Source organism: Streptomyces sp. NPDC050674 (assembly GCF_040654575.1).
In the GTDB taxonomy this organism is placed as follows: domain Bacteria; phylum Actinomycetota; class Actinomycetes; order Streptomycetales; family Streptomycetaceae; genus Streptomyces.
The window spans coordinates 41247-64562 of record NZ_JBFAIG010000027.1 but is presented as its reverse complement, the minus strand read 5'-3'; the positions used below and the strand labels follow the sequence as shown (position 1 = coordinate 64562).

Sequence of the window (23316 nt, the reverse complement as noted above, 5' to 3'; positions counted from 1 at the left end):
ACGGCCTAGAGGGGGATGTTGCCGTGCCGGCGTTCCGGCATCGGGGCGCGTTTGCCGCGCAGCGCGCGCAGGGCGCGGCAGACCTGCTCACGGGTCTCGCGCGGCGCGATGACGGCGTCGACATAGCCGCGCTCGGCGGCGAGGTACGGCGTGCCGTGGGTGTGTTCGTACGCGGCGAGAAGGCGGGCGCGCAGCGCTTCCGGCTCGTCGGAGGCGGCCAGTTCGCGCCGGTGCAGGACGCCCACGGCACCCTCGGCTCCCATGACGGCGATCCGGGCGGTGGGCCAGGCGAGGTTGACGTCGGCCCCCAGGTGCTTGGAGCCCATCACCGCGTAGCCGCCGCCGTACGCCTTGCGCACGACGACCGTGACCTTCGGGACGGTGGCCTCGGCGTAGGCGTACAGCAGTTTCGCGCCGCGCCGGATGATCCCGGCCTGCTCCTGCCGCACCCCGGACAGATAGCCGGGTACGTCGGCGAAGGTCAGCAGGGGAATGCCGAACGCATCACAGAACCGGACGAAGCGCGCGGCCTTCTCGGACGCGTCGATGTCGAGGACCCCGGCGGAGTGCAGCGGCTGGTTGGCGACGACGCCCACCGAGCGGCCCTCGACCCGGGCCAGGGCGCAGATGATGTTCGGCGCGAACATCTCCTGCACCGGCAGTAGTTCACCGTCGTCGACGACCGCGCGCAGGATGCGCCGCATGTCGTAGGCCTCGCCGAGCCGGTCCGGGACGACCTCGTCGAGTTCGGCGCCGGGCGGCGCGTGGCCGGGGGCGTACTCCGGGGGCCGCTCCAGGTTGTTGGCCGGCAGGTACGACAGCAGGTCGCGCACCGTGTCGAGGGCGTCCTCCTCGTCGGCGGCCAGGAAGTGGGCGTTGCCGTTGACGGTGTTGCTGGTGCGGGCGCCGCCCAGCTCCTCGGCGGTGGTGCGCTCACCCGTGACCGTCTCGATGACGTCGGGACCGGTCACGAACATGTGCGAGGCGCCGTCCACCATCACCGTGAAGTCGGTGATCGCCGGCGAGTACGCAGCGCCGCCCGCGCACGGGCCGAGGATCACCGACAGCTGCGGGATCACCCCGGACGCCTTGACGTTGCGCCGGACCAGTTCGGCGTAGAGGGCCAGGGAGGCGACGCCCTCCTGGATGCGGGCGCCACCGGAGTCGTTCAGACCGATCACAGGGCAGCCGGTCTTCAGGGCCAGCTCCATCAGCGCGACGGTCTTCTCGCCGAAGGCCTCACCCATGCTGCCGCCGAACACCGTGGAGTCCTGGGCGAAGACGCACACCGGGCGACCGTCGACCGTGCCGTACCCGGTGACCACCCCGTCGCCGTAGGGGCGGCGGGCGTCGGGGCCGGTGGGCCGGGCCCGCACGAACAGGCCGGTCTCGGTGAAGGAGTCCTTGTCCACCAGCCGTTCGATCCGCTCCCGGGCCGAGAACTCCCCGCGTCTGCGCGGCCCGCCGGGCGCCGCCGCCCGCGCCCGGCGGTGCTCCAGGCAGGCGACGCGCTCCGCGGTGCCTCCGGGCGTGCGCGTCGCCGTCTCCCCCGGACCGGATGCTGTCACCTCTGTGCTCACAACCACCTCCGAAGTGGTTCTCGAATATGGCAGCGAGGCGGAGGGCTGCCCTACGCATCTCCTTACTGTGTGCGGGAGTTGAGTCCTCCGGTGTGGCGTTTCATCCCCCGGTGACAAGGGGGCCCGCCGGTGCCCGGGGTGATTCAGCGGTCCGGGTGCTGAATGCGTTCTCCTTCTTCTATTGGACCCCCGGCTGACCGGCGTCCAGGCTGGAGTGCACCATCGCCCGACAGCCGGAAGAGGTCACGACCCATGCACACCCGCCGCATCGGTGACGTCGAGGTCAGCGCGATCGGCCTGGGCGCGATGCCCATGTCCATCGAGGGCCGACCGGACGAGGCACGCTCCCTCGCCACCCTCCACGCCGCCCTCGACGCCGGTGCGACCCTGATCGACACCGCGGACGCCTACCACCGCGACGCCGACGAGGTCGGCCACAACGAAACCCTGATCGCCAAGGCCCTCGCCTCCCACGACCGCGGCGGGGACGTCCTGGTCGCCACCAAGGGCGGCCACCTCCGCCCCGGCGACGGCAGCTGGACGCTCGACGGCAGCCCCCGCCACCTCAAGGCGGCCTGCGAGGAGTCCTTGCGCCGCCTCGGCGTCGAGGCCATCGGCCTCTACCAGTTCCACCGCCCCGACCCGCGCGTCCCCTACGCCGAGTCCGTCGGCGCGATCCGTGACCTGCTGGACGAGGGCAAGATCCGCATGGCCGGCATCTCCAACGCGAACCCCGAGCAGATCCGGCAGGCGAACGAGATCCTCGGCGGGCGTCTGGTCTCCGTGCAGAACCAGTTCTCCCCGGCCTTCCGCTCCAGCGCGCCGGAACTGCGCCTGTGCGACGAACTCGGCATCGCCTTCCTGCCCTGGAGCCCCCTCGGCGGCATCTCGAAGGCCGGTGGACTGGGCTCGGGCCACGCCGCCTTCGCCCGGATCGCCGACGCGCACGGCGTGAGCCCGCAGCGGGTGTGCCTGGCCTGGATGCTCGCCAAGTCGCCCGTGGTGGTCCCCATCCCGGGCGCGAGCCGGCCCGAGACCATCCGCGACTCGCTCGCCGCCACCGACCTCACCCTGAGCGCCGCGGAGCTGGCGGAGCTGGACGCCGCCTGAGCGGGCCACGAGACCCGGGGACGGCCGCGCGCCGCCCCGGGTCTCCTGCTGCAAGCGCACGCCCCGAACCGGCAACCGGAGAGGACCACCGCCCGATGGCATCGCCATGGGAAAGACCGCTCGACCACCGCTACCGGGGCGAGCACCCGGTCCGCACCCTCGCCTACCTGCTGCGCGCGGACCGGCGGCGGCTCCTCGGCGCCGTCGCCGTCTTCACCGTCAAGCACAGCCCCGTCTGGCTGCTGCCGCTGATCACCGCGTCCATCATCGACACCGTCGTCCAGCACCAGCCGCTCACCCGGCTCTGGACCAGCACCGGCCTCATCCTGTTCATCCTGCTGATCAACTACCCGCTGCACGTGCTGTACGTCCGTCTCCTCTACGGCAGCGTCCGCCGCATGGGCACCACCCTGCGCTCCGCGCTGTGCACCCGCATGCAGCAGCTGTCCATCGGCTACCACTCCCGGGTCAGCGCCGGAGTCCTCCAGGCCAAGGTCGTACGTGACGTCGAGACCGTCGAGCAGATGGTCCAGCAGACCGCCGAGATCGGCCTCGGCGCGACCACCGTGCTCACCGGCGGACTGGTCATCATCGCCGTCCGCACCCCCGAGTTCCTCCCCGTGTTCCTCGTCGTCGTGCCCGCCGCCGCGCTCCTGGTGGCCCGGCTGCGGGCCCGGCTGCGCACGCACAACGAGCACTTCCGCCACGAGGTGGAGACCCTGTCCTCCCGCGTGACGGAGATGACCCGCCTCATCCCCGTCACCCGCGCCCACGGCCTGGAGGGCAACGCGCTGCGCCGCATGAACGGCACCCTGAACCGGCTGCTCACCTCCGGCCTGCGCCTGGACCTGGTCAACGGCCGGTTCGGCTCCCTGGCCTGGGTCGTGCTCAACGTCGTCGGTGTGCTGGTCCTGGCCGGCGCGGCACTGATCTCGTACCACGGCATGTGGGGCGTCACCGCCGGGGACGTCGTGATGCTCAGCGCCTTCCTGACCACGCTGACCAACTCCACGACGACGCTGGCGGGGCTCGCCCCGGTGATCACCAAGGGCCTGGAGTCGGTGCGCTCGGTCGGCGAGGTCCTGCAAGCCCCCGAACTGGAGGACAACGCCGGCAAATCCGCCCTCACCGCCCTGCGCGGTGCCGTCACCTTCGAGCGGGTCGACTACGCCTACGAGAGCGGCGGGCACACCGCCGTAAGGGACTTCACCCTGGACGTCGCGCCGGGCGAGACCATCGCGCTCGTGGGTGCGTCCGGCGCCGGGAAGTCCACCGTCCTCAACCTGGTCATCGGCTTCATCCGCCCCACCTCGGGCCGGCTGCTGCTCGACGGCGCCGACATGAACACCCTCGACCTGCGCACCTACCGCCGCTTCGTATCGGTGGTGCCGCAGGAGTCGATCCTCTTCGACGGCACGATCCGCGAGAACGTCGCGTACGGCATGGACGACGCCGACGAGGAGACGGTGCGGGCCGCGCTGCGCGACGCCAACGCGCTGGAATTCGTCGACCGGCTCCCCAGGGGCATGGACACCCTGGTCGGCGAGCACGGCGCCCGGCTGTCCGGCGGGCAGCGGCAGCGCCTGGCCATCGCCAGGGCCCTGATCCGTGACCCCAGGGTGCTGATCCTGGACGAGGCGACCTCGGCGCTCGACACCCGTTCGGAGGCCCTCGTCCAGCAGGCGCTGGCCCGGCTGCTGCACGGGCGCACCACGTTCGTCGTCGCGCACCGGCTGTCCACCGTCCAGGACGCCGACCGGATCGTGGTGATGGGCGACGGCCGGATCGAGGAGACCGGCACGCACGAGGAGCTCCTGGACAGGGGCGGGGCGTACACGGCTCTGCACAGCGGACAGCTCGCCTGAACCCCCCGACCCGATCACTTCTCGTCAAATCCGCCGCAGGTGAGAAAAAGGTGTGAATGTTTGCGTGCGGTTCGGGCATACGCAGCGAAAAGAGAGAGGGGCGCTTACGTGCTTGTACCGGACCGGAAGATCGTCAGGGAGCTGCTGACGCGATACGCGTCGCTGAGGATCGCTCAGGCGGAGAGGCACGTGCCGACGGCGGCACGCGAGCTGGAGGACGTCAGCTACACGCTGTGCGTGATGATGGGGACGTCCGACATAAGCGACGCCATCGCCAAGGCCGACGTCCTGCTGCTCACCGAGGGGCGGCCCGACACCGCCGACGCGGACGGGGAGAACGGCCTGAAGCTGGTCGGCTGACAGTCCGAGAGGCCCGGCACGGACCGGGTGCCGCGCCTCGGCGGCCCCTACGAAGGGGCCGCCGAGGCGTTCCCCCGCCCGTGGAACGCCGTGCGGTACGCGTAGGGGGTGGTGCCCACCACCTTGCGGAACCGCTCCCGGAACGCGGTCGGCGAGCCGAATCCCGCCTGGCGGGCGATCCGCTCGACCGAGTGGTCGGAGTTCTCCAGCAGGTACTGGGCGCGCCGCACCCGTGCCCGCAGCAGCCACTGCAACGGCGTGGTGCCGGTCTGCTCGCGAAAGCGCCGGCTGAAGGTCCGTTCGCTCATCCCGGCCCGCGCCGCCAGCACGCCCAGCGTCACCTCGTGCGCCAGGTTGTCCTCGATCCACTCCAGCAGTGGTTCCAGCGCCGAGCCGCGGGGCACGGGCGGATGTTCGTGGACGATGAACTGGGCCTGGCCGCCCTCGCGTTCCAGCGGCATGACCGACATGCGGGCGATGTTCGCGGCGACGGCCGACCCCAGGTCCCGCCGGATCATGTGCAGGCACAGATCCAGCGCCGCGGCCGCCCCGGCCGAGGTGAGGATCTGGCCGTTGTCCACGTACAGCACGTCCGGCTCGACCTCCACCCGCGGGAAGCGGCGGGCCAGCTCACCGGCGGCCACCCAGTGTGTGGTGGCGCGCAGCCCGTCCAGCAGCCCGGCCTCCGCCAGCACGAAGGCGCCGACACACACCGACGCGATCCGGGTACCGGCTCCGGCGGCCGCCCGCAGGGCCTCCAGCACACGGGCGGACGGCGGCGCGGCGTCGGGGGAGCAGCCCGGCACGATGATGGTGTCCGCCTCCGCCAGCGCCTCGAGCCCCCGCTCGACGCGCAGGGTGAAACCACCGTCGGCGCGCACCTCGGGCGTCTCGGCGCACAGCCGGACCCGGTAGGCGGGCCGCCCGTCCGGCAGATGGGTCCAGGCGAACGTCTGCTGGGGTGCCGCCATGTCGAACGGCACCACGTGATCGAGGACCAGGATGGCCACGGAGTGCATGAGCGCCACCCTAGGAGCATTCCCGCCGGTCGCGTAGGGCGGGGTCAGGGCGATCCGGGGGAGTAGGACGCAGGTCAGGGACGTTGGCGAGAATCCGTTGGAAGCTGTCGTTTCGGCCTCTGGGGCGATCACCCGGGGCGTCCTAGCGTGGGCGCCGCCCCTACCCTCCTGGAAAGAGCCCCGGTGACCAAGATCCTGCTGTCCCTCCATGTGCTGGCCGCCATCGTCGCCATCGGTCCGGTGACCGTCGCGGCCAGCATGTTCCCGCCCGCCGCACGCCGCGCCGCTCCGGACGCGGCGGGGGTGGGCACGGTCGCGCTGCTGCACCGCGTCTGCCGTGTCTACGCCGGGGTCGGACTGAGCGTCCCGGTCCTCGGGTTCGCCACCGCGGCCGCCATGGGCGTCCTCGGCAGCGGATGGCTGGTCACCTCCATCGCTCTGACCGCTGCGGCCGCCGGCGTCCTGGCCGCCTTCGTCCTGCCCCGCCAGGAGGAACTGCTCGGCCAGTTGAAGGGCGAGCAGGCCGTCGACCGGGGGAGCACCGCCCAACTGGCCATGTTCACCGGGATGTTCAATCTGCTGTGGGCGACGGTCACCGTGCTGATGATCGTCCGGCCGGGTTCCACGACCGGAGCCTGAGCGACGGTCACGTTTCTGTGTCATGGATGTCCGGTCTGCGTCAAGTCATCCCAGGGAATTCACACTCCGGGACACCCTGCCGCCTACACTCGCAGTCTCGCCCCCACACGGGGCCGACGAGCAGAAAGGCACGTTGACGGGTGTTCCAGGATTCCCCCATCTACGACCGACTCATCGCGGAGCGCGGCGATGTACCCGCACAGGTGCGCCGCGAGGCCGAACGTGTGAGCAGGGAACTGGAGCTGGTCATGCGGCCCTCACAGTCCCTCGGCTACGACCGTCCGCACTCCCCGGGCGCCGGCTGGCAGCGCACGGGCATGCTCCCCGGCCCGCGCCCCCAGTGAACCGTGCGACGGGCCCGGGCCCGCCACACACCGGGCCCGCCTGTCAACGGACCTTCGCGTTGCGGCCGTTGACAGGGGACGGCTGTTCCGGCACGGGCCGGGACAGCCACTCGGCGATGCTGCGGGCGATCGGCTGACCCGTCTCCACCTCGACGAACCCGAACTGTCCCGACTGGTTGCACTCCAGGAACCACCACGTCCCGTCGGAGTCCTCCACGAAGTCGAAGGCCCCGTACGACAGTTCCGCCTCACGCAGGTAGGACAGGACGCCGGGCGCGAGGGAGGACGGCACCTCGACGGGGTGCCACGGCGAGCCGGGTGCCGCGAACCGCACGTCGACGTCGTCCGGGTCCGCGTCCGCAGCGGTCGCCTTGCGGGCGGCCAGCATCCGCTCGCCCACGACGGTGAGCCGTATGTCGGCCCGCTTGGTGATGCGCCGTTGCAGCAGCGTCGGCCCGAACGCGACGGCGGAGAAGTCGGTGTCCGGGGCGACCCGGCTGGTCGGCACGGCCCGCGGCGGGTCCTGCGGATGCGCACCCGACACCGGCTTGACCACCAGGTCCGGGTAGCGCTCGGCGAACTCGCGGGCGGCCCGCGGAAAGGTCGTGATCAGCGTCGCGGGCACGGGCAGGCCGCATCTCTGGGCGAGCCGCAGCTGCCACGGCTTGTGCCGCGCCCGGCGCGCCGCGTCGGGCTGGTTCATCCAGCGCGCGTCCGAGCCCCGCAGCATGCCGTAGAGCGCCTGCGCGGCCTCCTCGGTCAGCCATGCGGACGGCTGGGCCGCCCGCGCGGCCGGGACGCCGGGCCGCCGCACCCACACGGACCGGAGCCCCCCGATGCTCACCAGCCGCCCCCCGGCGGACAGATGTCCGCGGAACCGGCCGTGCACATACTCCCCCGACAGCGCGACACCACCGGTCAGATCGGCGGGGTCGACACGGACCACCGGAACCCCCGTGGCGTTCAGGTGCACGACCACCATGTCCGCGGTCACGTCCTCCTCACAGGTGAGGATCAGCACGGTCATCTTCGACGGCCCGCGGTCAGTCGTCGAAATGCGTCTTGGAGCCGGCGGTGGACGTCGTGGTGCCGAACTCCCTCAACAGGGCGAAGTCACAGGCCGCGACACGGCCGTCGCGGAGCACGTTCAACTGCTGTCCGGCGTCGTACACGTACGGAATGGCAGCTTCCAACTCCACTGCCGGGCGCGCGTAGTTGAGCGCGAACGGTTGCATCGTCTCTCCCTCGTCGGTACTGCGCCGAACCGGCACCGGCCCGGAGGCGCGGCCACCCGGTCCGCCGACTCGTTTCGGCTTCCAGAGACTTATACGAATCGAACGGGTGGTTGGTTTCCTTACTTTCCGTAGTCATCGGCCAGTTGCCGGTCCGGCCGGTGTGCCGTACTGCGCCCACGTTCGCCGAGGGAGCCGCGAACAGAGCGCAGAGCGAGCAGCAGGACGCCGATGTCGTCCAGGTACACCGGGTCGGGCACCAGGTCGGTGGGCAGCACCAGATAGAGCACGGCCCCCCAGAAGACCCAGCGCGGGCCCGTGGGCAGCCCGGCACGCCGCAGATCCCGCCGGGTCCGGACCAGCCGTACGAGGACGCCGACGGCGACGGCGAGGACGACGGCCGCGAGAACCGCGGCCAGGATGATCACCTGGGTGGTCGTATCCACGGGTTGCCCTCCTCATGACGTGCCGCGACACGGCGTGTCCTTAGCTGGATTCCCGTTTCCGGCGGCTGTATTGCGGCCGGGGCCCGACATGTCGGCGAGTCGGCGGATTTCCCCCGTGCGGTGGTCATCCCGGTGGCTCACACGAGTGGCACGGGGTGACGGGGGCGCCTAGTAATGGTCAGCGTAACGTCGCTCGTCCCACGACGGGGGGCGCAGGAGCGGCCGCACTCTTCCATGGAGGCGAGTATGACCACCTGCTCTTCATCACCCCGCTCGAACGAACCCGCCATACCGCACGAGCCGAACGGGCCCGCCCAGCCGTCCGCCGAGACCACCGTCGCCACCGGCACCCACCAGGTGGGGCAGACGAGCGCGCAGTCCGCCCCCGGCCCGTACGACACGTACCGGACGGGGTATGCCGAGTCCGCCGTGGCCGGCTCCCACCAGGCCGGCCGGGTGGCCGCCGAGCCCGTCGCCCTCGGCTCCCACCCGGCGGCCGGGGCGGGAACACAGCCGACGGCCCCCGACCCGGAACCGGCGGCGCGCACCGCTGCCGCCGACACCGGCCGGCCCGTTGCCCCCGGCCCGCACCCGGCGCAGCAGGCGCCCGCGTGGCCCCCGGCCCCCGGCGCGGGCACGGCGGCCGAGCGGCCCGTCGACCCCGCCCCGGAGCGGACCCCCGCGCCTCCGCCTCCGCCGGTTCAGGATTGGCTGGATCCCGCGGAGGCGCGGCCCGTGGCCGACGACCTGGACCGGACGCCTCCGGTACCGGAGTCCGCTCCGGCCGCCGAGTTCACCCCGGACGACGCCTCCCGGCCCGCCGCAGCCCCGGACGAGACGGCCCCTTCCGCCGCGCACGCCTCCGGCGAGGCCGGCCCGGCCGCCCCGGACCATCCCGACCAGCCGGGCCCGCGGCCGTTCGTCATCCGCTCGCTCGACGACAACCCGGTGGAACTCAGGCCCGGCACCGGCCCGGCCGGCGGCGCGCCCTACGGCGACGCCGTGAGCGACCTGGTGCACGCAGCCGTCGCCGACCGGCCGCTGGAGGAGGTCGTCGACCTCATCACCTCGCTGGAGGAGTCGCCCGACCACACGCAGGCCAGGGTCGACGCGCTCCGCACGGCCGGTGTGAGCCGGTCCGTGGAGGACGTGTCCCGGCTGATCGCCCTGCTGACCAAGCCCCCGCGCGACGCCGAGTGCGCGGACGAGGCCATCCGGGCCGCGGCCGCCCACCGGCCGGTGGAGGAAGTGACCCGGCTGGTGACCCTGCTGCACAAGGAGCCGCAGGAGCCCCACGTCCGGGAGGAGGCCCTGCGCGCCGCCGCCACCGGGCGCTCCGTCGGAGAGCTGGTCGAGCTCATCGACCGCCTCGGCCTGGAACGCCTGGACCGCAACGGCCGTCGGCCGAACGCCACCGCCCGCCCCGAGAGCGCGGCCCGGCAGCCCGAGGCGCCCCGCCGCCAGGGCAAACGCCGCGCGGCGCGGGCCGCCTCGGCTCCTGAGCCGCAGCCGGCCCTCGACGCACCGCCCGCGGAGCGGGAGCGCGCGGAGGACCGGTTCGCCCGGTCCGTCTCCTGGTCGGGCTGGATCGCCGCCCTCGCCCTCGCCGTGTGCGCGGCGGTCCACTTCCCGCTGGATCGCGGCGACGCGTCCCTGCGGCTGCACGCCGTCGCGCTCGGCCTGTCGGTGCTGTGCACGGTGCTGGCGCTGCTGCTGGCCCTGCGTCCGGTCGCCCTGGTGCTGGCCGGTGCGGTGCTGGTGCCCACGGTGCTGGCCGGTGCTCAGGCCTACGGGAACTCGTTCCCGTCGGCGTCGCTGTCCCGGGCCGTCGACCTCGCACTCGCTCCGCCGTGGCTGGCCGCCTCGGTCGCCGTGTGCGCGGCGCTGCTGGCGCTGGTCGCGCTGGTGTTCCGTGTGCTGGCGCCCATCGCCGCCAGGCAGTGGCAGGCCGCGCCGGCGCCGGAGGCACGCGGCACGGCGGAGTGAGGCCGGGGAGCGTTTCCTCCGACCGGCAGGACAGGACACGGCCGGGCAGGACAGGACGCGACACGACCGAGCAGGACCGGACCGGACCGAGCCGCTGACATCGGCCGGTCCGGTCCACTCGTGTCCGCGTCACACCGCCTTGCGCGTCCGCCCGTCGCTTCGTGTCACACCGCTTTGCGCGTCCGTCCGTCGAGCAGCCCGGTCAGCACCCGGTCGGGGGTGAGGGGGAGTTCGCGGAAGCGGACGCCGGTGGCGTGGTGGACCGCGTTGCCGATCGCCGCGGCCGTCCCGACGATGCCGATCTCCCCGATCCCCTTGCTGCCCATGGGGTTGAGACGGGAGTCCTCCTCGTCGAGCCAGTGCGCCTCGATCCCGGTGACGTCGGCGTGCACGGGCACGTGGTACGACGCCAGGTCCGACTCGGTGAAGTCACCGAACGCGGCGTCCATGGTGCTGCCCTCGGTGAGCGCCATACCCAGGCCCATGGTCATGCCGCCGACGAACTGGGAGCGCGCGGTGCGGGCGTTGAGGACGCGGCCCACCGCGTACACCCCGAGGAGCCGGCCCACCCGGACCTCGCCGCTGACCGTGTCCACGCGGACCTCGGCGAAGTGCGCCCCGAAGGCGTGCCGTGCGAAGTCGCTCTCGGCGTCCGCCGCGCCCCTGGTGTCGGCACGGACGTCGAGGCCCTGCTCGGGTACCGCCCCGGTGTGCTCGGCGAGCCGCCGGGCGAGTCCGGCGCAGGCGTCGTGGACCGCCCAGCCCCAGGAGGCGGTGCCGGACGATCCCCCGGCCAGCGGTGCCGAGGGCAGTTCCGTGCTGCCGACCTCGATCCGCACCCGGTCCAGCGGCACCCCGAGGGCATCGGCGCCGATCTGGGCCAGCACGGTCCGGGCGCCGGTCCCGATGTCGGTGGCGTTGATCCGCACCAGGAACGTCCCGTCGGGCAGCGCGCGGGCCGCCGCCGTGGAGGGGCCGACCATGACGGGGTACGTCGCCGCCGCCACGCCCGTCCCCAGCAGCACCGATCCGTCCCGGCGGGTGCCCGGGCGGGGGTCGCGCCCGTCCCACCCGAAGCGCCGGGCGCCTTCGCGCAGGCACTCGACCAGATGCCTGCTGCTGAACGGCCTTCCGCTGTCGGGTTCGACGTCCGGTTCGTTGCGGACGCGCAACTCGACCGGATCCATGCCCAGTTCGGTGGCGAGCTCGTCCATGGCGGACTCCAGCGCGTACATGCCCGGCGCCTCGCCCGGCGCCCGCATCCACGACGGCGACGGCACGTCGAGTGCCGCGACCCGGTGCAGGGTGCGGCTGTGGGGCGCGGCGTACATCACCCGTGCGGGCACCGCCGCCTGCTCCACGAACTCCTTGATGCGGGAGGTGTGCGTGGTGACCTCGTGCACGAGCGACGTCAGGCGGCCGTCCGCGTCGGAGCCGAGCCGCAGCCGGTGGAGGGTCGGCGCCCGGTGCCCCACGACGGCGGGCAGGAAGCGGCGCGGCAGGGCCACCGTCACCGGCCGCCCGGTCGCGCGGGCCGCCATGGCGGCGAGGACCACGTCGGGCCGTGGCGTTCCCTTGGACCCGAAGCCGCCGCCGACGTGCTCGGCGGTGACGACGACGCGTTCCTTCGGCAGGCCGAACAGCCCGGCGAGCACGGCGAGCACGGCACCGGTACCCTGGCTGGACGTGTGCACGGTGAGCCGGCCGTCCTCCCAGCGGGCGGTGCTGGTGTGCGGCTCCATGGGGTGGTTGTGCAGCGGCGGCACCCGGTAGGCGACGTCCACCCGCGTCGCCGAGGAACCGAACGCCCGGTCCGGGTCGCCCTGTTCACGCACGGCCGGATGGCCGCCGTTGGCCTCTTCGGGCACGTACACACCCGGGTGCGACGCCGTGAGGGCCACGTCGTGGTCCTCGGTCTCATAGCTGACGCGGACGGCCGAGGCACCGGCCCGCGCCGCCTCCAGGGTCTCGGCCACCACCAGGGCCACGAACCAACCGCGGTGCGGCACCCGCGCGTTCTGCAGCACGGCGAGCGTGGGATCGTCCGGCTCGGCCAGGCGTGGCGCGTTCTCGTGGGTGAGGACGGCGATCACACCGGGCTCGGCCAGGGCGGCCGCCGTGTCGACGCCGCTCACCCGGCCCCGGGCCACCCGCGCCGGAACCGGCCAGGCCTGGGCCCGGCCGGGGGAGTGGAACTCGGCGGCGTAGCGGGCGGTACCGGTGACCTTCTCGTGTCCCTCCCGGCGCTCGGCGGGAGCACCCACACTGCCGGTCATGAGGCCCTCCCGGTGAGTGCGGTGTCCGTGAGCCGGGACAGCACGTCCACGGCGAGATTTCGGGCGAGCGGAACCTTGTAGGCGTTGTCGCGCAGCGGCTGCGCGGCCGACAGTTCCAGGTCGACGGCGTGCTCGAACGCCGCGCGGGTCGGAGCGGCGCCCAGCAGCGCCTCCTCCGCGCGCCGGGCGCGCCAGGGCCGGTGCGCCAGCGCCCCGAAGGCGAGCCCCACATGGCCGATCACCCGGTCCTCCAGGCGCAGCACGACCGCGACGGACGCGAGCGCGAAGGCGTACGAGGCACGGTCGCGTGCCTTGCGGTAGGCCGACGGCAGCCCGGCCGTGGCGGCCGGGAGCACGACGCCGGTGACCAGTTCGCCGGGGCGGATCTCGGTGTCCTGTTCGGGCCGTTCCCCGGGCAGCCGGTGGAAGTCGGCCGCGGGCACGCTCCGTGTGCCCTCCGGCCCGTCCAGCTCGACCCGCCCGTCGAGGGCGGCGAGTGCCACCGCCATGTCCGACGGGTGGGTGGCGACACAGTGCGCGGAGTGCCCCAGCACCGCGTGATCACGGTGGACGCCGTCCCGGGCGCCGCAGCCGCTGCCCGGCTCGCGCTTGTTGCAGGGTTTCGACAGGTCCTGGAAGTACGGGCACCGGGTGCGCTGGAGCAGGTTCCCGCCGGTCGTCGCGGCGTTGCGCAACTGCCCGGAGGCCCCGGCGAGCACCGCCTGCGAGAGGGCCGGGTAGCGGTCACGGACCAGGGGGTGGGCGGCGAGGTCGCTGTTGCGGACCATCGCCCCGATTCGCAGGGCTCCGTCGGGCAGTTCGTCGACGGTGTCGAGGGGCAGCCGGGTGACGTCGATGAGGGCGGCGGGCGTCTCGACGCCGAGTTTCATCAGGTCCACGAGGTTGGTGCCGCCGCCGAGGTAGCGGGCGCCGGGGTGGGAGGCGTACGCGGAGGTCGCCTCCTCGACGCTGCCGGCGCGGACGTAGGCGAACTCCTTCACGGGATCACGTCCTCCACGGCCTCGGCGATGCGCGGATACGCGCCGCAGCGGCACAGGTTGCCGCTCAGCCGCTCCCGGATCTCCGCCCGGTCCAGCGGCACCGGCTCACCCGAGGGCGTCGCCGGGTCGGTGACGTGCGAAGGGTGACCTGCCGCAGCCTCGGCGAGCATCCCGGCCGCGGAGCAGATCTGGCCGGGGGTGCAGTAGCCGCACTGGAAGGCGTCGCGCTCCATGAAGGCCCGTTGCAGCGGATGCGGTCCCTCCCCGTCGGCGGCAAGACCCTCGACGGTGGTGACCTCGCAGCCGTCCAGGGCGACCGCGAACAGCAGACAGCTGTTGACGCGCCGCCCGTCCACCAGGACCGTGCAGGCGCCGCACTGGCCGTGGTCACAGCCCTTCTTGGCGCCTGTCAGACCGAGGTCCTCGCGCAGGAGGTCCAGCAGGACCCGCCGGTGGTCGAGGGTGAGGGTGTGGGGTTTGCCGTTGACGCGGAGCGTGCTCTGCGAGTGGTGCTGGTGGTTGCCCATGTCGTGGAGGACCTTCCCGGGCGGGCCGTGATGCTGTGGGGACCGCGTATCCAGGAGGGCACGACTGACACGTGCGTCCCACGGGGAAGGCGCTAACGCTCCGATGTCACGGGCTCGACGGCGGTGCTCGCCTCGTCCCCGGCCGAAGGCACGGCCCGCTTGACTTTGAAGCGTTCGAGCGTCCGTGTGAGCTGCTGGAGCGGGGACGCTGCGGGCGGGCCGGAGGGCTGCGGCACGACGGGAGCGGTGTCCGCGGTCTGCTGATAGGCGGCCAGGGCCTCGTGGGCGCTCTCGGCCGCCTCCCGGTACAGGTCACGGGACTTTGTCATGGCCTCCAGTGCCTCGGCGTACATGGCGACCAGGGCGCGCTGACGGTCCAGCTCCTCGTGGACCGTCAGCAGGTGCCAGTCCTCCCGCAGCGCCGTGAGGGCCTCCTGCGCGCCGTCGGGCAGGGGCCGGGGGAGCGCGGCGAACCGCTTCACCGCGTCGACGAGATCGGCCGGCTCGGAGCCGTCGAGGAAGACCGCGCGCACGGAGAAGTCCTGGGCCTCGTACCCCTCCGGCGCCGGGACACCGGGCAGCACCACCGCTCCACCGCGCGGGACCTCGACACCGGAGTCCCGCAGCGCCCAGTTCAGGCCGCGCAGCTGCTGCGGCGCGGCGCGGTGCTCCACCACGCGGGGGCGCAGCCCCGGAGGCAGCCAGCGCGCCACCGGTGTGCGACCCCGGTCGTCGGTGGTCATCGCCTCGTGGACGACGACGTGGAGGTGCCATCCGCCGCGCACCGCGTTCCTCAGCAGGCGGCGGATCTCCCTGTCGTCCTGGGGCAGCGGATTGATCGCCCCCAGGGCCAGCCCCGAGCCGGGGTCCTGCTCCCAGGCGGTGTCCGGCTCCTCCGGCCAGAACAGGGCGGTGGGGGAGGGCCACGCGTCGTCCCAGGGCTCCTCGGCCTCGGCGACCAGGATCCACTCCTGGCCGGTTCCGTCACCGGCGTCGGGCCGCACGCTCAGCCGGGCTCGCACGGTCACGCCGGCGCCGGCCCGCCAGCGCGCCTGGAACACCCGCTCCGCCGGGGCGGCCCCGTCGGCGGGCAGCTCCATGAAGTCGTCGATGGTCTGGCTGTCCTTGCGCTGCTGGAGGGAGCGCCGGAGAACGTCTTCCGCGGAGTCCGGGGTGTGGCGGCCGCGCGCCAGCCACACCGTGGAGGGAGTCGTGGAACGGACGGTGAGGGAGGTCTGCATGAGTCCATCTGTGAGCGGGGGAACGTGCGCCTGCCAGTATCGTCGCCGCAGGCCGACGGGTGCTACCCGGGGTCGCACCCTGCTGGGTGCGCCGGTGACGTCCATACCTATGACCGTTCACCCCGTCGGCCGGCACGGAGCGCGCTCCGGTCGCGCGCAGGGCCGTCGCTCGGCGTGCCGGGGACGTCCGGGACGCCGGCCGGGCTGTCCGCATCGCGCCGCTCGCGGTCGAAGGGCCGGGCCCGGTCGCGCTCTTCTTCGGTCTCGCCGTCGGTCATGCGCCTCGCCTACCCGAAGCGGGCCGTGCCATGTGACACGGCGGCGGCGCGTTGGGGCGGCGGGCGGGGTGAAGCGGTACCGGACCGGGTGAGACGGCTTCCGGAGGCGCCCTGGAGTGGTTCCGGATGCGCGGGAGGTGCGCCACGCGCGCGGGAGGCGCGCCCTGCGCACGGGGTGTGCGCGTCGCGCGCGCACCGGTGGATCTCACGCGTGGTCCGCGTGCCGGGCGGTCCCGACAATGGTGCGCGAGCAGGGCCCGCTCACCATCCGCATCGGGGCGGGCCCTGCTCGCGTACGGGTGCCCGGCCCGGACCGCCATGAGCCCCGCCCGCCCAGGTGGTCAGTGAGGCGGCACTCCGGGCCGGACGACGGCTCCCGCTGAGCGGGTGAGCAGCCGCCGGTACGCCCCGGTCACCCCTCGCGCTCGTACGAGCCCGCCCCACGGCGACCCCGGGCGCCCCCGACCTCGCCCGTCCCGGCGAGCCGGCGACGCTCTCATGCCTGGCTGTGCGCGTACCGGGTACACGGTTCCCGCACGAACCGTGCGTGGGCGAAGGAGAGGGGACCGGGGGCCGTGGCAGTGAAGGCGATGGGGTGGGCGCACTCGTTCCGGATGTCCGAAGGCGTGCGCGCCGGGCGGGAGTGGACGCGCAGGCGGCTCGAATCCCTGCCCTGGGCCGCTGCCGAGCCGGACACGGTGGATTCCGTCGTGCTGGCCGTCTCGGAGCTGATCACCAACGCGCACATCCACGCGCACAGTGACGCGCAGCTGGTCCTCACATGGGACGGCGACTGCCTGCATGTGAGCGTCCACGACGAGGATCCGTCCCTGCCCCGCCAGCGCGATCCCGAGCCGGGAGAGGCCTCCGGCCGGGGAGTGGCGATCGTGCGCAAGCTCGCCGACGAGTGGGGGATCTCGTGCCGGCGGCACGGCAAGACGGTGACGGCGTGCTTCCGCCCCGCCGACCCCGACCCCGATCCCGAGGCCGCCGGCGACGCCGGCGACGACCGGTAGGACCGCGGGATCCGCTGATCCCTGCTCACCCGTGAGGACCGCTTCCGAGGAGAAGTGTCGTGTACCTGGCACGTGGATCGAGTGACGACCCCCATGTCTGGCTCTGGGTCCTGGGAGCTGTCGCGTTGTACGCGCTGATCAGCTACGCACTGGCGTACCGCGCCCGAGCCCGGCGCGGCTCCGCGCATCCGGCTCATGAGGCCCTGCACGACCTCAAGGACCGGGAGGACCCCCAGCCGCCCGAGAACCGGTTCTTCAGCCGTCTGGTCATGCTGGGCGGGGCCGGGCTCACCGGGCTCGTCGCCTACCTGACCAGCGGCACCGTGCGGGTCCTGACGGTGGGGCTGACCGCCGTGCTGGCGGTGACCGTCTGGGCGTACTACGACCACCGCACGGAAACGCGCGCCGCCGCCCGACGCTGAGCACACCCGGGCCCCCTCGCACAGTGCCGGGGGCCCGGGGCCGTGTCAGGCGGTGCCGGGGTGGTTGCCGGGGCCGCCGGCGCCGGGGGACAGCGGGGTGGGGGACAGCGTGGTGTCCTCCTCGCCCGGCTCCAGCAGGGTGTCGGCCGCGCCCACGATCAGCGGGTCGGGCGTGCCGACCGCCTCACGGTCCTTGCTGGCGTAGTCGACGCGCGACAGCAGGCTGCGCATGGTCTCCAGCCGCGCGCGCCGCTTGTCGTTGCTCTTGACGACGGTCCAGGGGGCGTGGGCGGTGTCGGTGGCGCGGAACATGTCGACCTTCGCCTCGGTGTAGTCGTCCCAGAGGTCCAGCGAGGCCACGTCGGTCGGGGAGAGCTTCCACTGGCGCACCGGGTCGACCTGCCGTATCGCGAAGCGCGTGCGCTGCTCGGAGCGGGACACCGAGAACCAGAACTTCATCAGCAGGACGCCGTCGTCCACCAGCATCCGCTCGAAGGCCGGGCACTGGTCGAGGAACAGCTCGTACTGGTCCTTGGAGCAGTAGCCCATCACGCGCTCCACACCGGCCCGGTTGTACCAGGAGCGGTCGAAGAAGACGATCTCCCCGGCCGTCGGCAGATGAGCGATGTACCGCTGGAAGTACCACTGGCCCATCTCGCGCTCGGTGGGCTTGTCCAGGGCCACGACGCGTGCGCCACGCGGGTTGAGCCGCTCCGTGAGCCGCTGGATCGTGCCGCCCTTGCCCGCCGCGTCACGCCCCTCGCACACCACGACCAGGCGTGCGCCGGTGTCCTTGACCCACCGCTGGAGCTTCAGCAGTTCTATCTGGAGGATGCGCTTGGCCCGCTCGTACTCCTTGCGGCTCACCTTGCGGTCGTACGGATAGTTCTCCCGCCACGTCCGGATGGGGCGTCCCTCCCCGTCGAGCACGATCGGCTGCTCTCTGCGGCTGTCGTCGACGGTCAGTCCGTCCAGCAGCTTGTCGGCGTCTTCGGCGTTCATCACGAGGCTCCCCGCTCGGCTCGTACGGTTCGGTCAAAAGGTCACGCGGCTGCGGGAGGGCGGGCGCGCGCACCGCCGCGGCACACCCCATTCGGCGCCGGCGGCGACGGTGGGCATGATCGGCTCCCCGGGCTGCTGGACGAACACCCGGGTGCCCCGCCCGGCCCCTCCCATGTGGGCAAACGGTCGGGTGTGCGAATGCCGGGGCGGCCGGGCCGTGGTGCGCTGTCCCGTCCGACGCGCAGGCTCGCCGGGAGAGAAGCCGTCGCTCCGGGGCACCGGAGCGACGGCGTGGGAGTGGTCCGGCGGCGGCGGGCGGGCTCGGCGGACCACGCGACCGACGGGTGGGTGGGCTCGGCCGACCACGCGGCCGACGGGCGGGTGGGCGAGGACGGGGGACGCGGGGGCCCGGGGGAGAGGCGTCCCGGCCGGTCAGCGTGGCGTCGTGCCGCGAGCCGAAGGACATGGGGGCGGCCCTCTCCAGCACGTCCCCGCCCGGGAGTTGAGCCCCGGGGCGGAGCCAAGGGGACCATTGACCGGGGTGCTCCGGCGTCGTTAGCCTCCGGGGAGCCCTCCCTCGTACCGCCGCCCGACCGCCTTCGACGAAAGGACCCGATCAGGGTGCCGAGCAGGCCCGAGACGGACGCCACCGTCACCAACCCCGTGATCCCCGGCTTCCACCCGGATCCGAGCGTCTGCCGGGTCGGCGAGGACTACTACCTCGCGTGCTCCAGCTTCGAGTACTTCCCCGGCGTACCGATCTTCCACAGCCGCGACCTGGTGCACTGGACCCAGATCGGCAACGCCCTCGACCGGCCCGGCCAGCTGCGGCTGCCGCCCGGCACACCGTCCTCCGGCGGGATCTACGCGCCGACCCTGCGCCACCACGACGGCCGCTTCTGGCTGATCGTCACGAACGTGAGCGCCGACGGGAACCTGCTCTTCACGGCCACCGACCCGGCCGGCCCCTGGTCCGACCCGATCCGGCTGACCGGCGTGCACGGCATCGACCCCGACCTCGCCTGGGACGACGACGGCACCTGCTGGTGCACCACGGCCGGAGTGGGACAGGTCCGCCTCGACCTCCGCACGGGCGAGACATACGGCGAACGACGGAGCCTCTGGTCGGGTGCCCCCGGCGCCAAGGCCCCCGAAGCACCGCATCTGTACCACATCGGCGACTACTGGTACCTGCTCATCGCCGAGGGCGGCACCGAGCGCTGTCACGGCGTCTCGATCGCCCGCGGCAGCACACCGCAGGGCCCCTTCGAGCCCTGCCCCGCCAACCCGGTCCTGACCCACCGGGGCACCGACCACCCCGTCCAGAACACGGGCCACGCCGATCTCGTGCAGGGCCCGGACGGCTCGTGGTGGATGCTCCTGCTCGGCGTCCGGCCGCACGGTGGCACACCCGGCTGGCACGTCCTCGGCCGCGAGACGTTCCTGGCTCCGGTGACCTGGTCCGACGGCTGGCCGGTCGTGGGCGAGGTCTCACCCGACCTGGCCCGGCCGCCGTGGCCGCTCCAGGAGCCCGCGGCCGTGCCGGTCCGCGACGACTTCGGCCTCGGTGATCTCGCCCCCGCCTGGATCTCGCTCCGCTCCCGCCCGGCGGAGAACTGCACCACCGGGGAACGGCCCGGCTGGCTCACCCTGCGCGCCGCGGGCGAGTCGCTCGACGACCCCGAGGTCACCTTCGTGGGCCGCCGTCAGCAGCATGTGTCGTGCCGCGCGCGGGTGCTCGCCGATCCGTCCGCAGGACGGGGCGGACTGGCCGTGCGTCTCGACGAACAGCACCACTACGAGATCGAGGCCACACCGAACGAGGTGCGGGTCCTCACCCGCGTGGGTCCGTTCCGCACGGAGGTGGCGTCCCGTCCGACGGACGGCGGCCCGGTGGTGCTGAGGGTGGAGACGGTCGCCACTCGGAAGGTCACCGACCCACGTCAGGGACCGGACACCGTCACCCTGGGAATGGAGGATGCTCGGGGCACGTTCACCGAACTCGCCTCGCTGGACGGCCGGTACCTGTCGACCGAGGTCGCCGGCGGCTTCACCGGCCGTGTCATCGGCATGTACGCCGCGGCGGGCACCGTCCACTTCGACTGGTTCGACTACGAGCCGCTCGACGCCTGACCCGGCCCGGCGAGGGGAAGCCTTCCTCTCAGAGCGCGGTGCCGGTCTCCTCGGCCAGTGAGCGCAGGAGACGGTCCTGGAACGCCTCGTCGTGGACGGCGCGATGCGGCTGCAACCGCCGTCCGTGGTACCAGTACCCGCCGGTGGTCAGGGCCTCGGGGTCGTCGCTCGACGCCAGCCACTGCTGCGTCTGGTGGCCGAGTTCTAGGCTGTCGGGTGCGCTCGGCCCGCCCATCCTCGTCGGCACCCACCCGGGGTCCACGGCGTTGCTCAGCACCCCGGGGCGCAGCCGGGCCACCACCGCGGCGAGTGTCGTGACGAAGAGCTTGCTGTCGGCGTACGACCCCGCGCTCCCGCCCCGCCAGTCGACCCCCTCCAGCGACGGACGGCCGCCGAGATGCGCGTTGCTGCTGAGGTACACCAGCCGGCGCGGCCCGCGCAGCAAGGCGGTCAGCAGATACGGCGCGACGATGTTGACCGGCATGACGGCCGGTCCGCTCCACACCCCGGCGTTGTGGATCACCGCGTCGAGCGGCCGTGAGGCGTTCAGCTCGTCGGCGACCTCGCGCACGGCGTCACGGTCGGCGAAGTCACCGACCACCACCTGCGCCCCGCGGCCGGACAGCTCGCCCAGATCCGCCGCACGTTCGTCGTTCCGGGCGTGCACCACCACGTCGTGACCCGCGGCCAGCAGCGCCTCCGCAGCGGCCCGCCCCAGCCCGTCCGCGGAACCGGTCACCAGGATCCGGCTCACCGCTCCTCGCATAACACTGCCTCCTTCTCGCACCGAGTCGATGCCGTGGCGGTACCCATCGTTGCGCACTCTACGAAAGCCCCGGCCGGGGTTTCGTCCCTGACATCTGTCAGGGACCGGAACCCCGGCCGGGGCGCGATGCTTGGCCACCCGGAGGTCGACCGAGAGGGAGGGCACTGTGAAGGCACGGTTGCGCGAGAAGGCGGGTGTGGGCGTAGCGGTCCTGCTGATGGCGGCGGCCGCCGGTGTGGTCGCGGCGCCACCGGCGTCGGCCGCGCCGGAGGACTGCCCCCGGGAGTACGTCTGCGTGTGGAACAACAGCGTGGCCTACGGCCCGCCGACGTGGAAGTCCACGGGGAACCTGTACAACCTGTACTCCGAGCACGGGATGTACATCCTCAACAACGGTGTGCGCTTCCCGGGCGCGGACCACATCCACTTCAACCTCACCGCCCAGGCCGGCGGAAACTTCCGTGGGTGCCTGCACTACCCGAACGACCCCAACGTGGACAGCTTCCTGGGCCCGGTCACCCTGCACAGCGCGGTGTGGGGCGGCGAATGCTGAGCGGTGTCCGGCGACTCCGCCTTTGGGCTCAGTAGCCGACGCGGAAGGTGGCGTCCTGCCGGTCGGTGGTCGTGGAGACCGGGTCGATCCGCAGGGCGTTGTCGGAGTGCCGGATGTAGCGGGTCGGGTTGTTGTACGAGCGGAACGAGGTCCAGCTCGCGTCGGCCAGGCCCGCCGTGCGGTGGAACGTCGCGTCCGCGGCGAACGTCGACGTGCCGTCGTTGGTGTCGAGGCGGAGCGCGTAGTTGTAGTGCCGCAGGTAGCGGGTCGGGTAGTTGACGGACCGGAAGGAGACCGCGGAGCTGTCGGCGAGTCCCGGAACCAGAGTCCACAGGGAGTCCTTGTACGGCTCGATCGGGTACTCGTCGATCCGGCCCAGATAGTCCGCGTGACGGACGTAACGGGACGGATAGTTGTAGGACTTGAGCCGGTTCCAGGACGGCGCTCCCCACTTCGCGAGCAGGTTGCCGTACTCCGCCGAGGTGATCGGCGCGATGCCGCAGTGCTTGGAGTTGACCGGCTGGGTGTAGCTCTTCTGGTCCAGGGCGGTCCAGGTGCCGGAGGCGAGATCGCCGGACTGCCAGGCGTAGAAGACGCCGTTGGGCGTGTAGGTGTCGCCCCACAGCCACCAGGTGCCGGACGTCAGGGACTTCACCAGGGTCGGTGCCTCGGTGCCGCCGTGCGCCACGCCGGTGCTGAACTCGGTGAAGCTGCCCGGGTTCAGGGAAGTGGATCTGGCTCCCACCAGGGTCTGGTTCTTCTTGAAGTAGAGGTAGTTGTAGCCGTTCACGCCCACGGCCATGTCGCCGTCGATGACGTCGTAGCCGGGGTCGAAGAAGACCTGCGGGGCGGAGGCGGTCACGAAGTCGGTCGTGTAGTTGACCATGATCACGTTGTGGCCGCTGGAGTTGACCGAGGAGTAGATCACCGCGTACTGCCGCCGGCCCGCGTCCCAGAACGCCTCCGGCGCCCAGCTGTGGGTGGCCATGTCGTGCAGTTTCAGACGCCGGTAGCCGGTGAAGGTGCGCAGGTCGGCCGAGTCCCAGACGTGGATGTACTGGCTGTTGTAGTTCCAGTCGGTGCCCTTGAGGTCGGTGGCGAGCACGACGAAGGTGCCGTCCTGCTTGCGCATCAGGAACGGGTCGCGCAGCCCGAGCGCCCCCGCGGTCGGAGTGGCGACCGGGTTGTTCTGGTTGAGCGGTGTCCAGTTGAGCCCGTCGGGGCTGACGGCGAGGTGCAGTCCGTAGTCCGTGCCGTCGCCCAGTTTGGTCGACTCCGTGAAGTAGACCATCGCGTACGCGGAGTCGGCGGCGTGCGCGGTGCCGCCGCCGAGGGCCAGGGCGAGCGGCACGGCCGCGGTCATGCCGAGGAGACCGCGGCGGGAGAGGTGGGGGTTCGGGCTCATGTGCTTCTCCAGGGGGTGCGGGGACGCCGAACCTCCGCCGGGGCGGGCGGAGTTCGCGACCGGTCAGGGGAGCGCGGGGACGGGGCGACCCGCGCGCCGGAACCTCGGCGGTGAC

General features: G+C 72.7%; 22 protein-coding genes. 10 read left to right on the top strand and 12 right to left on the bottom strand.

Features of this window, described 5'->3' with window-relative positions; genetic code table 11:
- Positions 1–5: 5 nt before the first annotated feature.
- A complete protein-coding gene (locus AB0I06_RS32100; RefSeq protein ID WP_363122367.1) occupies positions 6–1580 on the bottom strand; it encodes an acyl-CoA carboxylase subunit beta in 1575 nt (524 codons plus the stop codon).
- Between the two features lie 252 nt (positions 1581–1832).
- On the opposite strand from AB0I06_RS32100, the gene AB0I06_RS32095 reads away from it, so the two are divergent.
- The 3 genes from AB0I06_RS32095 to AB0I06_RS32085 all read left to right on the top strand — a co-directional run bounded on the left by AB0I06_RS32095 (position 1833) and on the right by AB0I06_RS32085 (position 4915).
- Entirely contained in the window at positions 1833–2690 is an 858-nt protein-coding gene (locus tag AB0I06_RS32095) for an aldo/keto reductase (protein ID WP_363122366.1), read from the top strand.
- A gap of 95 nt (positions 2691–2785) precedes the next feature.
- On the top strand, positions 2786–4555 hold the full coding sequence (locus tag AB0I06_RS32090) for an ABC transporter ATP-binding protein (protein WP_363122365.1): 1770 nt from the start codon (positions 2786–2788) through the stop codon (positions 4553–4555).
- Between the two features lie 108 nt (positions 4556–4663).
- Entirely contained in the window at positions 4664–4915 is a 252-nt protein-coding gene (locus AB0I06_RS32085; RefSeq protein ID WP_363122364.1) for a DUF5133 domain-containing protein, read from the top strand.
- Positions 4916–4962: 47 nt separating this feature from the next.
- On the opposite strand, the gene AB0I06_RS32080 is transcribed toward AB0I06_RS32085, so the two are convergent.
- The gene (locus tag AB0I06_RS32080; protein ID WP_363122363.1) at positions 4963–5934 is read right to left on the bottom strand and encodes a helix-turn-helix domain-containing protein; all 972 of its coding nucleotides are present in this window, start codon (positions 5932–5934) and stop codon (positions 4963–4965) included.
- A 183-nt stretch (positions 5935–6117) separates the two neighbouring features.
- Between AB0I06_RS32080 and AB0I06_RS32075 the strand changes: the two genes are divergently transcribed.
- Together AB0I06_RS32075 and AB0I06_RS32070 are read left to right on the top strand one after the other, a co-directional pair.
- The gene (locus tag AB0I06_RS32075; protein WP_363122362.1) at positions 6118–6573 is read left to right on the top strand and encodes a hypothetical protein; all 456 of its coding nucleotides are present in this window, start codon (positions 6118–6120) and stop codon (positions 6571–6573) included.
- 140 nt (positions 6574–6713) lie between these two features.
- Positions 6714–6917 (top strand): hypothetical protein, encoded by a 204-nt coding sequence (locus tag AB0I06_RS32070; protein WP_102913449.1) that lies wholly within the window; start codon positions 6714–6716, stop codon positions 6915–6917.
- A gap of 43 nt (positions 6918–6960) precedes the next feature.
- On the opposite strand, the gene tgmB is transcribed toward AB0I06_RS32070, so the two are convergent.
- The 3 genes from tgmB to AB0I06_RS32055 form a co-directional block, all read right to left on the bottom strand.
- Complete coding sequence (tgmB, locus tag AB0I06_RS32065; protein WP_363122361.1) at positions 6961–7944, bottom strand: ATP-grasp ribosomal peptide maturase; 984 nt, start codon at positions 7942–7944, stop codon at positions 6961–6963.
- A gap of 16 nt (positions 7945–7960) precedes the next feature.
- A complete protein-coding gene (gene tgmA / locus AB0I06_RS32060; protein WP_030847392.1) occupies positions 7961–8152 on the bottom strand; it encodes a putative ATP-grasp-modified RiPP in 192 nt (63 codons plus the stop codon).
- A 119-nt stretch (positions 8153–8271) separates the two neighbouring features.
- The gene (locus tag AB0I06_RS32055; protein ID WP_363122360.1) at positions 8272–8595 is read right to left on the bottom strand and encodes a YkvA family protein; all 324 of its coding nucleotides are present in this window, start codon (positions 8593–8595) and stop codon (positions 8272–8274) included.
- Positions 8596–8841: 246 nt separating this feature from the next.
- Here AB0I06_RS32055 and AB0I06_RS32050 point away from each other — a divergent pair, with 246 nt between their 5' ends.
- Positions 8842–10581, top strand: coding sequence for a hypothetical protein (locus AB0I06_RS32050; RefSeq protein WP_363122359.1), 1740 nt, complete (start codon positions 8842–8844; stop codon positions 10579–10581).
- 164 nt (positions 10582–10745) lie between these two features.
- On the opposite strand, the gene AB0I06_RS32045 is transcribed toward AB0I06_RS32050, so the two are convergent.
- The 4 genes from AB0I06_RS32045 to AB0I06_RS32030 all read right to left on the bottom strand — a co-directional run bounded on the left by AB0I06_RS32045 (position 10746) and on the right by AB0I06_RS32030 (position 15626).
- Positions 10746–12857, bottom strand: coding sequence for a xanthine dehydrogenase family protein molybdopterin-binding subunit (locus tag AB0I06_RS32045; RefSeq protein ID WP_363122358.1), 2112 nt, complete (start codon positions 12855–12857; stop codon positions 10746–10748).
- Positions 12854–13858, bottom strand: coding sequence for a xanthine dehydrogenase family protein subunit M (locus AB0I06_RS32040; RefSeq protein ID WP_363122357.1), 1005 nt, complete (start codon positions 13856–13858; stop codon positions 12854–12856). The genes AB0I06_RS32045 and AB0I06_RS32040 overlap by 4 nt, the downstream gene beginning before the upstream one ends.
- Positions 13855–14385, bottom strand: a complete 531-nt coding sequence (locus tag AB0I06_RS32035; protein WP_363122356.1) for a 2Fe-2S iron-sulfur cluster-binding protein — start codon at positions 14383–14385, stop codon at positions 13855–13857. The genes AB0I06_RS32040 and AB0I06_RS32035 overlap by 4 nt, the downstream gene beginning before the upstream one ends.
- A 92-nt stretch (positions 14386–14477) precedes the next feature.
- Entirely contained in the window at positions 14478–15626 is a 1149-nt protein-coding gene (locus AB0I06_RS32030; RefSeq protein WP_363122355.1) for a hypothetical protein, read from the bottom strand.
- Between the two features lie 853 nt (positions 15627–16479).
- Here AB0I06_RS32030 and AB0I06_RS32025 point away from each other — a divergent pair.
- Complete coding sequence (locus AB0I06_RS32025; protein ID WP_363122354.1) at positions 16480–16920, top strand: ATP-binding protein; 441 nt, start codon at positions 16480–16482, stop codon at positions 16918–16920.
- 59 nt (positions 16921–16979) lie between these two features.
- Positions 16980–17342, top strand: coding sequence for a hypothetical protein (locus AB0I06_RS32020; protein ID WP_363122353.1), 363 nt, complete (start codon positions 16980–16982; stop codon positions 17340–17342).
- A gap of 45 nt (positions 17343–17387) precedes the next feature.
- On the opposite strand, the gene ppk2 is transcribed toward AB0I06_RS32020, so the two are convergent.
- On the bottom strand, positions 17388–18344 hold the full coding sequence (ppk2, locus tag AB0I06_RS32015) for a polyphosphate kinase 2 (RefSeq protein WP_363122352.1): 957 nt from the start codon (positions 18342–18344) through the stop codon (positions 17388–17390).
- A 621-nt stretch (positions 18345–18965) separates the two neighbouring features.
- Here ppk2 and AB0I06_RS32010 point away from each other — a divergent pair.
- Positions 18966–20477: a glycoside hydrolase family 43 protein gene (locus AB0I06_RS32010; RefSeq protein WP_363122351.1), complete on the top strand. Its 1512-nt coding sequence runs from the start codon at positions 18966–18968 to the stop codon at positions 20475–20477.
- A gap of 28 nt (positions 20478–20505) precedes the next feature.
- Here AB0I06_RS32010 and AB0I06_RS32005 read toward each other — a convergent pair whose 3' ends face one another.
- Positions 20506–21231 carry an SDR family NAD(P)-dependent oxidoreductase gene (locus AB0I06_RS32005; RefSeq protein ID WP_363122384.1) on the bottom strand — a complete coding sequence of 242 codons (726 nt, stop codon included), beginning with the start codon at positions 21229–21231 and terminating at the stop codon, positions 20506–20508.
- A gap of 178 nt (positions 21232–21409) precedes the next feature.
- On the opposite strand from AB0I06_RS32005, the gene AB0I06_RS32000 reads away from it, so the two are divergent.
- Positions 21410–21796 carry a peptidase inhibitor family I36 protein gene (locus AB0I06_RS32000; protein ID WP_363122350.1) on the top strand — a complete coding sequence of 129 codons (387 nt, stop codon included), beginning with the start codon at positions 21410–21412 and terminating at the stop codon, positions 21794–21796.
- A gap of 28 nt (positions 21797–21824) precedes the next feature.
- Here AB0I06_RS32000 and AB0I06_RS31995 read toward each other — a convergent pair whose 3' ends face one another.
- On the bottom strand, positions 21825–23201 hold the full coding sequence (locus tag AB0I06_RS31995; protein ID WP_363122349.1) for a glycoside hydrolase family 43 protein: 1377 nt from the start codon (positions 23199–23201) through the stop codon (positions 21825–21827).
- Positions 23202–23316: the final 115 nt, after the last annotated feature.

Bases quoted from the DNA above. Each gene is read 5' to 3' on its own strand.
- AB0I06_RS31995 (WP_363122349.1), bottom strand. From the start codon at position 23,201: ATGAGCCCGAACCCCCACCTCTCCCGCCGCGGTCTCCTCGGCATGACC.
- ppk2 (WP_363122352.1), bottom strand. From the start codon at position 18,344: ATGAACGCCGAAGACGCCGACAAGCTGCTGGACGGACTGACCGTCGAC.
- AB0I06_RS32090 (WP_363122365.1), top strand. From the start codon at position 2,786: ATGGCATCGCCATGGGAAAGACCGCTCGACCACCGCTACCGGGGCGAG.
- AB0I06_RS32035 (WP_363122356.1), bottom strand. From the start codon at position 14,385: ATGGGCAACCACCAGCACCACTCGCAGAGCACGCTCCGCGTCAACGGC.
- AB0I06_RS32095 (WP_363122366.1), top strand. From the start codon at position 1,833: ATGCACACCCGCCGCATCGGTGACGTCGAGGTCAGCGCGATCGGCCTG.
- AB0I06_RS32080 (WP_363122363.1), bottom strand. From the start codon at position 5,934: ATGCACTCCGTGGCCATCCTGGTCCTCGATCACGTGGTGCCGTTCGAC.
- AB0I06_RS32050 (WP_363122359.1), top strand. From the start codon at position 8,842: ATGACCACCTGCTCTTCATCACCCCGCTCGAACGAACCCGCCATACCG.
- tgmA (WP_030847392.1), bottom strand. From the start codon at position 8,152: ATGCAACCGTTCGCGCTCAACTACGCGCGCCCGGCAGTGGAGTTGGAA.
- AB0I06_RS32045 (WP_363122358.1), bottom strand. From the start codon at position 12,857: ATGACCGGCAGTGTGGGTGCTCCCGCCGAGCGCCGGGAGGGACACGAG.
- AB0I06_RS32030 (WP_363122355.1), bottom strand. From the start codon at position 15,626: ATGCAGACCTCCCTCACCGTCCGTTCCACGACTCCCTCCACGGTGTGG.
- tgmB (WP_363122361.1), bottom strand. From the start codon at position 7,944: ATGACCGTGCTGATCCTCACCTGTGAGGAGGACGTGACCGCGGACATG.